The organism is Aquimarina sp. ERC-38 (genome assembly GCF_026222555.1).
Lineage (GTDB): Bacteria > Bacteroidota > Bacteroidia > Flavobacteriales > Flavobacteriaceae > Aquimarina.
In genome coordinates this window covers 3561218-3577209 of the sequence record NZ_CP098511.1, presented here as the reverse complement: position 1 = coordinate 3577209, position 15992 = coordinate 3561218, and the positions used below count along the sequence as shown (strand labels likewise).

Sequence of the window (15992 nt, the reverse complement as noted above, 5' to 3'; positions counted from 1 at the left end):
ATTGCGGAACAAATTCCTTGAGACTTCAAGTGTTGTCGAGATATATTTAATATGGATTTTGCCGATAGCTATACTTACTTCTAATGGGATGGCAAAGAAGTTGATCATCATAAAAGAAAGAACTTGAATATTACAAATCACTCATACCTTGCTAATCATATAATAAAATTTTACGGTTAGGTTTATTTATGAATTTATTAAGTAACATTTTAAAACTAACATCGACTTTTAGTTATATGTTAATTTAAATTTTAATAAAATGAAAATTTATCACTTAATTATTATGTTTATTATTTATTCAAGTCAAATAATTTCGCAGAATGGTTACAATTCCCCATTAAAAGCTTTTCCTACAGCCTTTGGAGCAGGATCAAAGGCATCCGGAGGTAGAGGAGGAGATTTAATAATTGTTAATACGGACAAGAGAAAAGTACCATTAACATTTCACAGTGCAGCTAGTAAAACTGATGCACATTATACTGGCGGGCTTTATGCCGCTCTACAACATCCCAATCCTGCTTATATTATATTTGATCGTTCTATGGTTATAAATCTTGATACTGGTGGAACAAATAAAGATTTTGGTTTTAGTGGAATCCCCAATATTAACAATAAAACTATCTTTGGACAATCTGCTCCTCAAGGTGGAGTCACGATAACCGGAGGAAATCTTAGGTTTGATGGTAGGAATGGAAACAACCAAAATTTAATAATTCGTTTTATAAAAAGTCGACCAATTTTTAATAAAAATGGACTTCTAGATACATCAGACGATAATTTTACTTACGGTTTACTATTGGCTGGAGCAAATAATTCAATTGTAGATCATTGCTCTTTTTCATTTGCACAAGATAAAGCTTTTACTTTAGGTGCAACTGACGATTATGCTAATGGGAATTTTGGACCAGGTGGAAACTTTACTTTCTCTAATAATATAGTTGCCGATTCCAATACTGGATGTGTTTTTGGTGTAAATAAAAATGATAGTATTCTTGCAGATAAAATTAAGAATATCTCCATCCTGCAAAACATTTTTAATTCTGTTAATCGAACTCCAAATATGTCTTTTGAAGGAAATGGAGAAATCATAAATAACATAATCCATAATACTCCGACAAAAAACTCAAATGTGAGTAGAGGATTAAATCTTAATCACATATCAAACTATTATTCTTATCAGGATAATGTACGCCTTTTTCCAAACGAAAAAAAAGGTTGGAGTCATATTGATAGAGATGTAGATGACAATAACGGTGGTTATCCGTTAATATATAGTCACAGAAATTATTATCAGGGAATTTTAGACGGTGATGAGGTAAAAAGTAATGATACAATTTGGGCTGAAATTGATGTAGTACCCATAAATGGTGGAAAGTTTGGACTTGAATTAACCAGACCAGTTTCTTCTGATTTTTTTGTAGAATCTGAACATAAGAATAATTTTCCGAATAAATACCAGGTTAAAAGTGCGCAAGAAGCTTTTACTCAAGTTTTAACTTCCGGAAATGCAGGAGCAAATAGCTTTATTACAGAAGGTGGATTTATAGAAAGAGACTCTGATAGTTTAGATATGATATTTTTGAGAACTATAACTATGAATCAATGGTACGACGCTAATAATACTAAAAAATGGAAACTACCTAAATTTAAAATGGTTAGACGGGATGCTAATTATGATACTGATAAGGATGGTATGTCTGATGCTTGGGAAATACGCGTTTTCGGGGATTTATCGCAATCCTACAACGATGACTGCGATGGGGATGGATATACTAATATTGAAGAATTTTATAATCAGGTGGATTACGGAAGTTTTGCTATACCATGCTATACAAATTGTAATGAATATGAATTTACACAAAGCGATCCCACGAGTATTAAAAATGAAAGTTCCGCCCTTAGTACTAACTGGACAAAAGATAGTCAAGTTACTTTAGAAACAGTTAGAGAAGCTTTTTCTAGTTCTTATGCAGTAAAATTAAAAGCAAACGTAAAAAGTTGGGGTAATGGAAAATATGAATTTTCTAAACTAACTCCGAATACAGAATATTTATTATTTTTCGATGCTAAAAGTTTAAATAGCACTGGTAACTTTAGAGGATCCGCGTATGTAACGTATGATATTAAAAAAAGGGGAGTTTACATAACTAGCGCTGATTATGAGAATTATCGTATTCGCTTTAGAACAGGTTCAGCCGAACCAAATTCTTTATATGCAAATAAAACCATATATTTTTATCCTACTTTAAATAATGACGATGGTGAGGCGTTGGCTACTCTATGGGTAGATAACTTTAAATTATTACCTATCAATTTATTTGCAAAACAAGATCCAACCAACGCAAATGTAGAAAAAGATGAGTTAACTAATTGGATAAGACATAATACCGCTACTATAAAATTGACTGACGATTCCAGTTCAGGTGATTATGCTGTTCAAATTAAATCGAATACAGCAGGATGGAGTGAATATCATTTACTGTTAGATAATTTAATACCAGGAGAAACGTATACTTTTAGCTTTGATGGTAAAAGTATTAATACTTCTACTGGAAAGAATGCTGATTCTTACGTATGTTTGGCTAGCAATACGAAATACGGAACAGACGTTAAAACAGCTTCATATGATCGATACCAATTTGATTTTGTAGCAAACGACTCCGGTATTTCTCAAATTAATTTTTTCCCTACAAAAGCTACTACAATTGGTAATCTTTTATATATTGATAATGTTAGGGTCATTAGAAGTTGTACATCTTCAATCAAAAAAAATAAAACATCCAATATCGAAAAAAATAATAAGAATATAAACGAAGATTTTTGGTTATATCCGAATCCTGTTCAGGATAAATTAATAGTACAGATGAACCAAAATTTAGTTGAAAAATATCAAATTCAAATTTTTGATTTGCAAGGAAGACTTTTAATAGAGAGATTAGAAGGTATTAACAATAATAAGATATTGATTAATACTAATGTATTGCCCAATGGTAGTTACTTTGTTAGAATATTAAGTAACGGTGAGTCAAATTCTAAAATGTTTATTAAAAAGTAAATTTAGAATGAATATTAGTTTTAATTAAGGAAAGCACATAGTTCTATAAAAATAATGATATGCTATTTCGTTATATTATAAAGAGTTCAATACATCTTATAACATAAACGTTGATATTAGTGTTTTACATAGAATTATTAATATCCATAAGTCTACATATTTAATATAAATTAAATAACATTAAAATTAATTTAATAAATAAGAGAGTGTAAACCGTACTCTGTCTGATTAAAATTTTAGTTTAATTTTAATGAGATATTATGACAACACAAGAACAACAAGAATTAGAGAAGAAGGCACTAGAGCAATTTATGTCTGGTAAGAGTCTTTTTAGTAAAGATGGTGCTTTTGCACTAATGCTTAAAAGTTTTATTGAGAAGGCTTTAGCGTCTGAGATGGAAGGTCACCTGGACGATGTTGAACGTTCCAAAGGAAACAAACGTAATGGCAAGGGCAAGAAGACCATCAAGAGCGGTTTTGGGACTTTTGATATTGAAACCCCTCAAGATCGTCTCAGTAGCTTTGAACCAGAGCTGGTCAAAAAGCGGCAAAGTATCCTGGCAGACAACCTTTCAGATAAAATAATCGGTCTCTATGGCCTGGGGATGAGCTACCGTGATATCTCTTCACACATCAAAGAGATGTACGACACAGAGATCTCCCATACCGTGCTAAGCCAGATTACAGATAAGATCATTCCGGATGTAAAAGCATGGCAGAACCGTCCTCTAGAACCTTTATACTGCATCGTCTGGTTAGATGCTATGCACTACAAGGTTAAAGTAGAAGGGAAGATCGTTCACAAGGCACTTTACAACATCTTGGGAATTAACAAAGAGGGGCAAAAAGAAATACTAGGGATATACTTATCTGAGAGCGAAGGTGCTAACTTCTGGTTGCAGGTACTCACCGACCTTAACAATAGGGGGCTTGAAGATATTTTGATAGCCTGTACCGATAACCTAAAAGGATTTACTAATGCGATACTCGGTGTTTTCCCCAAAGCTGAGGTTCAACTTTGTATCGTTCACCAAATACGTAACTCCTTAAAGTATATAGCTTCAAAGGATCAAAAGGAATTTATGAGGGACCTTAAAAAAGTCTATCGGGCAACAAATAAACAAGTGGCAGAGGATGAACTGGAAAAGCTATCGGGCAAGTGGGAAGAAAAATATCCGGTAGTCATTCAAAGTTGGCAAAACAACTGGGAGCATCTATCACAGTACTTTAAGTATACAGCACCTATTAGAAAAATCATCTATACCACGAACGCTGTAGAGGGGTACCATCGCCAGGTACGCAAAGTAACCAAGACCAAGGGTGCCTTTACAAATGATATGGCACTGCTCAAGCTCGTTTACCTTGCTACGATGAACATCCAGAAAAAGTGGACAAGCCCTCTGCACAACTGGAACTCTACCATACAGCAACTTTATATTATCTTTGAGGATAGGATAAACCTGGATATTGGTAAAAACCAATCAAAACGTGTCGCTGACGCTAGGTCGCATTCCAAAATCAGTCGAAAATAAGTTTCGACTAATTTTGAAATGGATAAGAAAAAATAACTCAGACAGAGTTTAATTTACACTACCTAAAAAACCTGTCTAATTTTTTATACAGGTTTAATTGTAAATTTAAAATTATCTAATTAATTATAAATTTAATAGAATTTATTATACCATTAGTTTTAACATTAGCAATATACAGACCTTTAGATAGATTGTCAACCAAATCAACTTTAAAAGTATGACCACTCAAATTTTGTTGTTTTATGATAGTTTTTCCAGTAAGATCTGTAACCGTAATAATTGCATCAGAAACATCTTCCTTCATAACAATTTCAAAACTACCACTATTTGGATTTGGATAAATATAATTTTCAACCTTAGTTACACTTAGATTATTTTTTCGTTCTAAAACAATCTTCGCTGTCACAGGTATTCCATTTTTATCTTTGATGGAATACAAAACTTCAGCTTTTTCTTTAGAAAAACTATTTGAACAAGTGTTACTTTCAGAACCGCAAGGATCAAAAACAATACTATATTCATCTTCGTTAACGCTCCAAGTAGCATCTTCATAATGTAACTGCTTAATTTCGTTACCTTCTTCATCCAGTAGGTGTAGAGTGGATAAATCAGCAAGTTCTATGTTTTCATCGTTATCTAATATTTTTAAATTTGTGATTTCACCAGGAGTATAAGTATCCATATCATCAACCGCTACTATAGTAGAAGCAACAGTATTTTTTTTCAACCAGTGTACCGTAGCATAAGATTTATTACCTTGTGGATCTTCAATAGCATATTGAATTGTAATTTCTTCACCTTCAATTTTTTCAAGATCAAATGGTAAAAAACTAATACTTCCGTCAGTTGTATTAACTTTCCATTCTCCTATATTTTCGATCAATAAGTTATCAGTATAAACTCCTTCACTTGTTTCAGAATCTTCATTAAAAATTTTAAGGGTAGATACTACTACTTCATCACCATCTACATCATTATCTACGACATTAATTTCTGAAATATCATTAGGAATAATATTTCCATAGTCATCGTAGGAGATAGGTAATTTATCGATGATAATCTTTTTTTTAGAAAAAATCATATATCCGTAAGTGGTATTTCCTTGAAAATCCTTCACAGAATATTTCAGTTTAAAATTTTCAAGTACTACGTCTTCTAATTTCGGAGTAAATACAACAAAATCATTATCATAATCAATAGCCCATAATCCTTGATTAGGTATATCTATTTCTTCAACTTCTTTAGTACCTCCTGGAATATCTCTAATTAATTTTAAAGTGGAATGATCAATAGCATCTCCGGATTGATCATTAGCTAAAATATATAACTCCTCAGGCACACCAGGTGTAAATAGAAAGGTATCATCTCTTGCAATAGGCAAAGGATCCGGAATAATTGTATTTTCTCTACTGAAAGTTACTTCAGCCGATGTATTTTCGGTATTTGTTTGATCTTCAATATAATACCTGATAGTTGCTTTTCCTGAAGAAAATGTTTTATTACAATTTTTATCCCCTGAACTACAAGGACTAAAAGTAATAGTACTATCTTTTTTATTAACACTCCATCGACCAGTATTCGGATCAAAATATTCTTGAAGATGATTTGAAGAATCCATTGGGTCAATAAGGGCAAGTGAATCAGGATCTATAGATCCACCTTTGTTATCATTTTTAATAACATTTATAGATTTTTTAGTTTCACCTGAATCTATTTTAATATAATCATCAGTAGCTATGGGAGCAAGTGTTTTTTCGTCTAAGATATATGAAGTAGCAGTGCCTTTAGAATCCTCCCTATCATAATGATTGCTTGATTTTAAAGTAATTCTAAAATTTTCAATACCTTCTTCATAAGTATCTTTAATGGGGTTAATGTATAGTTTAGCACTAGGAGTATTAGAAGGAATAATCTTATGAATACCAATATATTGCATATCTAATCTAGTTGAAACTCTACCTGAATACGAATATTTAAGTGCTAAAGGTAAATTTATATCTCCTCCGGAACGAGTAAAAGTATAGTAACCGGAAGATTCAGTTTTTTCAATTGCATTAGGAACAGTGGCGGATACACTTAAAGAAGTTTTTGGGTAAGCATTCAAATTATTTATCTTTAAACTAAGGTTTTCTTGTTTTTTTACTTCACGTAAATAAAGTCCTTTCTTCAAATCGGGATGAATGATATTGATGTTTCCTGATATATTAGATACTCCTTTTAATGTTTTGTGACCAAACACAACAAAAGCTTCGGTATTACTTTTATAATCAATAACAACATTTTCAAATTTGTATCCTCCGAGGAAAGGTGAAGTATTACTATAATCTTGTACCTCAAGATAGATTGGAGATTTATCACCATTCTTACAAATATCTTTAAACACACAATCTTTGAAAGTTACAAAATAAGAATTACTAGGTTTTCTAGAATATAAAGCTCCCCAATTACTATTTTCAATCATAAGACGTTCAAACATCACTTCACCTTTAACCGGATAACTTTTATCTTTACTTGTACCTAAATGTATTTCTGTAGCTGCATACTTATTACTCGGCGAATGATTATTATACAAATAACAATCTTTAAAATTAACACTTATAGGTTCAGAACTACCATCAAGATTAACAACGGCAATTTTAATACCGGAATGATTGTTATCCATAAATCGACAATCTTCAAAATTTACGTTAACGATTCTTTCAAAGTTATAATTAGGTTCTATATCTAAACCCGCTTCTGGTAAAGCACCATTACTTTTGATAAATCTACAAAATTTAGCAGTGAAATTTTCGACAGAAATTAAAGTAATAGCTTGACGATAGCTATTTTCAACAAATATATCTTCTAATAAAATATTTTTTGAATAGCTTTTACTATCATTTTTACCTGAACCACCTATGTATATCCCATCACCCATTGCATCTTTAATAGATAATCCCTTTACTTTAATGTTATCACCTACACCAATTGTCAAAGCATGTCTACCTTGACTACTTGATGGGGATTTTGGAAGCTCACTTCTATTCATCCGTAATTCTGCACCATATCCCAGAATCTCTAAATTTTTAGGCCTTAATAGATCAATTAATTTTGCGTTTCTTGAAGAATATTCACCTTTCTTACTTTGTATAATGACTCCTTTTTCAAAAATAATAACTTTGTCACTGACATCAAATAAACGAGTAGGTTTGATGTACCAGGGTCCGGCTTGCCTGTCTATAACCACAGTATCTGCTTTCGCATACATAGCAGCTCTAAACGCCTCTGTAGCATCAGACTTATTGAAACCGAATGAAGAAGCATATATTTTCTGAGCATTTGCTTCTGTCATATACAATGACATTGCTATTATTACCAAAGTAGATAATAAAGCTTTCTTAAAATGTTTGGGGAACATACTTGTTATATTTTAATTGTTGTTGGTTTGTTGAAAACGTTCCAATTTTAATGTTATTATAAAAATGTTTAGAAAAGTAAAAAAAAGAATAAACATTTTTGATATTTATAAACACTTAAACTGATAAATAACGTGTTTCATCGATATAACGTTGATGTTGTAGGAATATTGTGTTAATCTTTAAAAAATTCATATTTGATAAAATTAAAGTAAGTTGATAAAGTGAGTTATTTTTGATAAATGCAAAATACTATTTATAATTAAATTATTTAGTAAAACGTTTAATTTTTTGATTAAATAAGATAAACAAAATTAAATCTATTCATTAATATTTTACTTATATCATCAAGATTTATAGCTTTTCAAATGTAATATATATTTACTTTTGCACAATAATTAAGAAATTTAACAATATTATCAATCATCTTAATAATATTCATTCCTACATCCTATATGTTAATTTAGTCTTACTATTAGGTCGTAGTAATTAGAAGTTTCTTTCAAAACGTTTTAAATTTTTATTTTTATATGTATTTATTATTTTTTAAAAGGTTGTTTGATTTTATGGCAGCTCTTTTTTTATTTATTCTATTTATTCCGCTATTTATAATAGTGACAATTTCTCTTTTTTTTCTTAACGATCAAAAACCATTTTTTACCCAAAGTCGTCCTGGTAAAAATGAAAAAATTTTCAAAATATTAAAATTTAAAACAATGAACGATAAAACAGATAGTCAAGGTAATTTACTATCTGATGGGGAACGGCTCACAGGCGTTGGTAAGGTAATACGGAAAACCTCTATTGATGAATTACCCCAACTTATTAATGTGTTAAAGGGGGACATGAGTTTTATTGGACCCAGACCTCTGTTAACGAGATATTTACCTTTTTACACTGAACAAGAAAAATTACGTCATTCTGTAAGACCAGGAATTACGGGCCTAGCACAAGTATCCGGGCGTAATTTGTTAGGTTGGGATAAGCGTTTAGAGAAAGATATCTACTACGTGCAAAATTTAAATTTTTTATTGGACATATCAATTTTTATTAGAACTATTAGAAAAGTAATTAAATCCGAAGATATTGCTGTAGATGCACAAACTATTATGCTTCCTTTAGACGAGGAAAGATCCTTAAAAGAACAAAGGCACAACTAATAGATTTGAATTAATATTTTTATTTTGTTAGTGTCAGGTTGAAGTAAATGAAAACTTATAAAGCATAGTAAGTAAGGTGATCCCAAACTTTAAAGTATTTGCAAGTTGTTTCTTTGCTTATTTAAAAGCGATTTATTTCTTAACGTTAATAATTTAACAATATTGAGTTTCATAATTGTAATAATTAGTCTTGGTTCTTTATTCTAGAAGTAATAGCCATCTTAATTTTTACCGGACATTAATGTTGCTATACATGTATTTAAACGGGTTTTCGATGCACAACATCTAAAAAATGATTTTTATATCACTCATGTTAATTTAGAACTATATTTTTACTTTGGAATTGGTATAAGTAAACATAAAAATGGAAGTTCTGCCCCCTTTCTTCTTTTTTTGGATTGTCATTCACATTAATTATATTCATTAATTTGATATAAGATAAGGGCAAGTAATGTAAATCACAAAAAGGAATTTTATGAGTATAGTTAAATCCAAAAAAATTTGGCTTTCCTCACCTCACATGGGTGGAACTGAATTGGATTATATAAAAGAAGCTTTTGATACAAATTGGATTGCACCTCTTGGTCCTAATGTCAATGGTTTTGAAGAAGATATAGCCTCTTACTTAAAAGACGAGGTTTATGTTGCAGCCTTAAGTAGCGGTACGGCAGCACTACATTTAGCATTAAAACTAGTAGGTGTTTCTTCGGGTGATTTTGTTCTATGTCAAAGTATGACTTTTGCAGCTTCTGCAAATCCTATTAAGTATCTAGGGGCACATCCAATATTTGTTGATAGCGAAATGAAGACATGGAACATGTGTCCTGATCAGCTAGAGATAGCTATTAAATCCTGTATGGCAGATGGAAAAAAGCCTGTAGCCATTGTTGCCGTTCATTTATATGGTATGCCTTATCAAGTTGATAAAATTCATAAAATAGCTACCACCTATAATATACCAATAGTTGAAGATAGTGCGGAATCATTGGGTAGTTCTTACTTTGATAAAGCATGTGGAACATTTGGCGATATTGCTATTCTTTCCTTTAATGGTAATAAAATTATTACAACATCCGGAGGTGGGGCCTTAGTAGCTAAAAATGCTAGTGTGAAAGAAAAGGCAGTTTTTCTTGCTACTCAGGCAAGAGATGATGCACCTCACTATCAACATTCTGAAATAGGTTATAATTACAGAATGAGTAATATAACCGCAGGTATTGGTAGAGGACAGATGAAAGTATTGGAAAAACATGTTTCCTATCGCCGAGCTAATTATGACTATTATAGAAAACATCTTCGCCAAATTGAAAATATTGAATTCTTAGATGAACCTGAAGGTTTTTATTCCAATCGTTGGTTGTCCTGTATTCTTACGGCATCCTTTGAAATGAGAGAAGAAATACGAAATGCTTTAGCTGAAGAAAATATTGAATCGCGTCCTTTATGGAAACCTATGCACTTACAACCGGTTTTTTCGGGTTGTAAATCCTTTACGAATGGAGTTTCAGAGCAAATTTTTAAAAGGGGTCTGTGTTTACCTAGTGGTTCAAACTTAGAGGAAGATGATCTTAATCGAGTAGTAAACATTATTAAAAAAGTACTACTATGATTAAAAATTTTATGATTAATAACTCACATAAGCATGCCTCAAAATGGCTGGTACTTACGATTGATGTTATTATTACAATTATTAATTTTTTTCTAGCTTACGTTATCAGGTTCGGTATTACTCTCAACTTTGATATTAGTTCTTTAGTAGTGCAGCTACCTATGGTAGCATTTCTTTCTATTCTTAGTTTTTTAGCTATTGGTTCTTATAAAGGTGTAGTTCGGCATACGGGCATGCGGGATGCCTATAATTTATTTCTAGCAGTTACAATGATTATAGCCTTAAGTGGAGCTATCATGGTTGCTAGTCGGCTTAATTTCATACCAGAACTTTTAAATATACCAATATCTATTATTTGTATTCATTACTTGCTTAATATTATATCTCTAACTACCAGCAGGCTTATATTTAAATATTGTTATTACTATGTAAAGTCCCATCTTGGTAATACTTCAAAAGTATTGATCTACGGAGCCGGCGATTCCGGACTTATAACTTTAGCGGCTATTACCAATGATTCTAAAAGATCTGTAAGCGTTGTTGGTTTTATTGATGACAATCCCCAAAAGATAGGGAAAACCATCAATGGAATTATAGTGATGAACCCGGATTGGATAACACCCACACTCATAGCTAAGTACAATATAGATGAAATTATAGTTTCCATACCTTATATTAGTAAGGAAAGGTTATCAGCTATATCCGATAAATTACTAAAGTTAAATGTAAAAGTAAAAATTATACCCGCAGTTCATGAATGGATTGATGGAACCTTAAATGTTTCTCAAATAAAACCTATCCAGATTGAAGATCTCTTAGAAAGGGCACCCATAGCAATTGAAAATCAAAATATTAAAAACGAATTAAGTAACAAAATTATTTTAATTACCGGAGCGGCCGGCTCTATAGGAAGTGAAATTGTAAGACAAGCTTCTTACTTTGAATATAAACAGTTAGTTCTGGTTGATCAGGCAGAATCTCCATTGTATGATTTACAACAGGAATTATTAAGCAAAGGGGTTTCTAACTTTATACCCATTGTCGCAGATATTCGTGATCATCAACGAATAGAGACCATATTTGAAAAGTATCGACCCAATATGGTGTTTCACGCAGCAGCATACAAGCATGTTCCACTTATGGAGAACAATCCATGTGAAGCTATTAAAATTAACGTATTAGGTACTCGTAAATTAGCGGATTTGTCCATGCAGTTTAAAGTAGACAAATTTGTTTTTGTCTCTACAGATAAAGCAGTAAATCCCACCAATGTAATGGGGGCAACCAAAAGGGTTGCAGAGATGTACATAAAATGTCAACATAATAAAAGCGATACCAAGTTCATTACAACTCGCTTTGGAAATGTTTTAGGCTCTAACGGTTCGGTAATTCCATTGTTTAAAAAGCAAATAGAAAAGGGAGGACCTCTTACCTTAACTCATAAGGACATTACCAGGTATTTTATGACCATTCCGGAAGCCTCCCAACTTGTCATTGAGGCAGGAACTATGGGTAATGGGGGGGAAGTATTTATATTTGATATGGGTGAATCCGTTAAAATTTTCGATTTAGCTAAACGAATGATTAGATTAAGTGGGTTACACTATCCTAATGATATCGATATTGAAATTACAGGATTGCGGCCTGGCGAAAAATTATATGAAGAGTTACTAGCAGATACTGAAAATACGCTACCTACCTATCACAAAAAAATAATGATCAGTCAACTGGAAGAATTAGATTGTAAAAAGGTTCAAGATAGAATTGATGACTTATGCATAATGAATCTTTTAAATCAGGACAACTTAATTGTATCTAAATTAAAGGAAATCGTTCCTGAATATATCTCTAAAAATTCCACTTTTGAGAGCATAGATCAAAAAAATGAAGAGAAGTCAAAAAATAAAAACTTGGGTAAAATTAAAAGGGAAAAAGTTTAAATAATAATTATATATAGTACATTTACCCGCTAATAAGTTAATAACGATTATCATAACTATACACTAAATGAATCTAACTAAGTTACTCTTAACTGTAATCAGTATAAGTGCTTTTATTTCATGTAACAACTCAAAAGAAATTATTTACTTTCAAGATTTAAATTCTTCAAATTCAAATTTATCAAAAAAAATATATGTACCTGTTTTTCAGGTAGGTGATCTAGTTAGTATTTCAGTTACTGCATTAGACATGGCAGCGGTAGCACCCTTTAATCCTTTACAAGGCATGTCAAATGCTACTACTTCTGATTTACAGGGGAACGTAGCTGTATCTGGCTATACACCAACTCAAAATAATATTCCAACTTATTTGATTGATTCTGAGGGAAATATCGAGTTTCCAGTACTAGGAACTATTAAACTAGCAGGACTGGATAAGATAGAAGCTAAGGCCAAACTACAGGAGAAACTATTGGTATACGTTAAAGATCCGATTATTAATATACAAACTGAGAACTTTAAAGTAACTGTACTTGGAGAAGTTCGAAAACCTGGAACTTATACTATTAAAAATGATCGTATTACCGTGGTTGAGGCTTTAGGTCTGGCTGGGGATATGACTATTAAGGGAAGACGAAAAGACGTTTTAGTTATAAGAGAAGTTGATAACGTTAAAAAATCATATGTTTTAGATATGACTTCAAGTTCAGTTTTTAATAGCGAAGTTTACTACCTTTCACAAAATGATGTGGTATATGTAAAACCTAATAAGTCAGAAATTCGTCGTTCTAACAACAATGGTAGAACGGCAAGCATAATAATTAGCTTAACTGCTGTAATTTTATCAGGTATTAATTTAATACTTCGAAATAATTAACAAGTTTAATTATAACTATGGTTACTAAAACAAGTATGCAAGGTTTAAATGATAACTCTACCTTAAAAAAGACATTAGAAATTTATTTAAAAAAATGGTATTGGTATCTAATATGTATTTTATTAACTATTACGGCTGCCTATTTTTATATTCGTTATACTGCACCGGAGTATCAAATTAGTGCTACATTATTAATAACAGATGAGGAGAAAACTGGTTCTGGCCCGGATCTTTCCTCTTTTCAGGATTTCATTTCTTTTGGTAAATCCAAGAGTACGCTAGAAAATGAAATGGCTATTTTAACCTCACGTACTTTAATGCACAAAGTAGTAAAAGATTTAAATTTAAATGTACAGTATTTTAAAAAAGGACGGGTTATAGAAGTAGAAGATTATCCTGAATCTATTATTAAATTGAATTTAGTTTCAGCAGATTCTATTATTAATAAGAATACAGTCTCTATTCCTATTCGAATAGAATCTGCTGAATCATATACGGTTTTAGACAAAGAAGGAAATGAATTGTCATCTAATACTTTCGGTAAAGTTTTAACTACTAAAGCTGGTAAAGTAATCATTACTCCTAACACTGATTTGTCAGGAAGGGTAGGTACCATTATTAATGCTAAAGTTATACCTCCTATAAATCTTGCGATGAAATATAGCTCTCGTTTAAAGGTGTCACCAGTAGGTGAAACATCAACTACTTTACAAATTTCTTTTAAAGATAAGGTTAAGTTAAGAGCTCAACATATTATTAATTCGTTATTAAATCAATATATCCAAGACAATCTGGAAAGAAAAAGAAATGTCTCTCAAAAAACCTCTGATTTTATTGATAATAGACTTTCTATTATCTCTGGTGATTTAGAAGAAGTGGATGAACAATCTGCAGGTTATAAATCTAAAAATTTATTAACAACAGATATAGCAGCAGAAACGCAACGTATTGCAGATAGTGATTCCCGTAATCAGGAAGAATTAAATAGGGTAGGTACACAGTTGAACCTGATAGAAGAAATGAGAAATTATATTTCTAATCAGAAAGATTCTTTTAACATGATTCCTTCTAATTTGGGTTTTAGCGACTCTGGTATATTAGAAATTGTTAATAGGTATAATAGTTTAATTACAAGACGTAATTCATTACTACGCAGTTCAAGTATTCAAAATCCGATTGTCGTAAATCTGGATCAACAAATTGTAGCACTAAAACAAGTACTTGCAAGTAACCTTGATAACTTTAAACGTTCCATTACTTTAACCTATAATAATTTAAAGGAACAAAATAAGTATTTTACCAGTAAAATCTACAGAGCGCCTAAACAACAGAAAGACCTTATAGATATTCAACGTAAAATTACGATTAAAGAACAACTATATCTGTATTTATTACAAAAAAGGGAAGAAGCAGAAATTACAAGCAAGGTTACCGAGGCAAATTCGATGATTATTGATGACGCTATAATAACTAGCGCTATGTTACCAGTTTCTCCTAAAAAGAAAATCATATATATCGCAGCGTTTCTTTTTGGATTAATAATTCCAACTTCCTTTATTTATTTAGCTGGGTTATTAAATGTAAAAGTTGAATCTAAGGATGATATGAAGCATTTAAATGAAATTCCCTTCATAGGATCTATTCCAAAAGAAAAGAAGGCAAAAAACCTATTAATATCGCGTATGGATCGCTCTGGTATTGCTGAAGCATTCAGAATCCTTCGTACGAATCTTGAATTTCTATTAGCTTCAACAGACACTAAAGGTAAAGGCAAAGTAGTTTTTGTTACCTCTACGATCAGTGGTGAAGGTAAAACGCTAATTTCATCAAATCTATCAAAAGTACTTTCACTGTCTGAAAAAAAAGTTGTTTTAGTTGGAACAGATTTTAGAGACCCGAAAATGCATAAATTTTTTGACCTACCTCAAAAAATGAATACAACTGGATTTTCAAATTTTATTACTGATCATAATTTAAAACCGGAAAATGTATTGTATAAAGAGAAGTCAAACGATAGCCCTCTTACTTTATTACCACCTGGTGTGATTCCTCCAAATCCATCTGAGTTATTAATGAATATAAGAGTTCAGGAAATGATGAATTATCTAAAAGATAATTTTGATTATATTATTGTTGATACTGCTCCAGTTAGTTTGGTCACCGATACTTTGTTAATTGCAGAATCTGCAAATTTAACTATATATTTAGTAAGAGAAAATTTCACAGAAAAAAATGCATTAAACACTCCTTATGATCTATATACTAGCAATAGATTGGAAAATATGGCCATACTATTAAACGGTGCTCGAAGCCGAGCGGGATATGGGTATGGATACGGATATGGTTCAAAATCCTAGGCTTTAACTAAAATTATTTAGGGATAAGTTTATCAGTATTAATATTATAATTAATTATAGCACTATA

General features: G+C 31.4%; 8 protein-coding genes. 7 read left to right on the top strand and 1 reads right to left on the bottom strand.

Annotated features, from left to right (window positions below; all coding sequences use genetic code 11):
- Window positions 1–259 precede the first annotated feature (259 nt).
- Together NBT05_RS14940 and NBT05_RS14935 are read left to right on the top strand one after the other, a co-directional pair.
- On the top strand, window positions 260–3055 hold the full coding sequence (locus NBT05_RS14940) for a T9SS type A sorting domain-containing protein (protein ID WP_265770675.1): 2796 nt from the start codon (window positions 260–262) through the stop codon (window positions 3053–3055).
- Window positions 3056–3315: 260 nt separating this feature from the next.
- Entirely contained in the window at window positions 3316–4587 is a 1272-nt protein-coding gene (locus tag NBT05_RS14935; RefSeq protein WP_416346169.1) for an IS256 family transposase, read from the top strand.
- 115 nt (window positions 4588–4702) lie between these two features.
- Here the strand turns inward: NBT05_RS14935 and NBT05_RS14930 are convergent, their stop codons facing one another.
- Complete coding sequence (locus NBT05_RS14930) at window positions 4703–7984, bottom strand: T9SS type A sorting domain-containing protein (protein ID WP_265770674.1); 3282 nt, start codon at window positions 7982–7984, stop codon at window positions 4703–4705.
- 528 nt (window positions 7985–8512) lie between these two features.
- Between NBT05_RS14930 and NBT05_RS14925 the strand changes: the two genes are divergently transcribed.
- The 5 genes from NBT05_RS14925 (at window position 8513) to NBT05_RS14905 (ending at window position 15925) form a co-directional block, all read left to right on the top strand.
- Window positions 8513–9142, top strand: a complete 630-nt coding sequence (locus NBT05_RS14925) for a sugar transferase (RefSeq protein WP_265770673.1) — start codon at window positions 8513–8515, stop codon at window positions 9140–9142.
- A gap of 475 nt (window positions 9143–9617) precedes the next feature.
- Window positions 9618–10751, top strand: a complete 1134-nt coding sequence (locus tag NBT05_RS14920; RefSeq protein WP_265770672.1) for a DegT/DnrJ/EryC1/StrS family aminotransferase — start codon at window positions 9618–9620, stop codon at window positions 10749–10751.
- The gene (locus tag NBT05_RS14915) at window positions 10748–12691 is read left to right on the top strand and encodes a polysaccharide biosynthesis protein (protein ID WP_265770671.1); all 1944 of its coding nucleotides are present in this window, start codon (window positions 10748–10750) and stop codon (window positions 12689–12691) included. Before NBT05_RS14920 ends, NBT05_RS14915 begins: the two co-directional genes overlap by 4 nt.
- Window positions 12692–12758: 67 nt before the next feature.
- Window positions 12759–13568 (top strand): polysaccharide biosynthesis/export family protein, encoded by an 810-nt coding sequence (locus NBT05_RS14910; protein WP_265770670.1) that lies wholly within the window; start codon window positions 12759–12761, stop codon window positions 13566–13568.
- Window positions 13569–13603: 35 nt separating this feature from the next.
- Window positions 13604–15925, top strand: coding sequence for a GumC family protein (locus NBT05_RS14905; protein ID WP_265770668.1), 2322 nt, complete (start codon window positions 13604–13606; stop codon window positions 15923–15925).
- The last annotated feature ends 67 nt before the right edge of the window (window positions 15926–15992 follow it).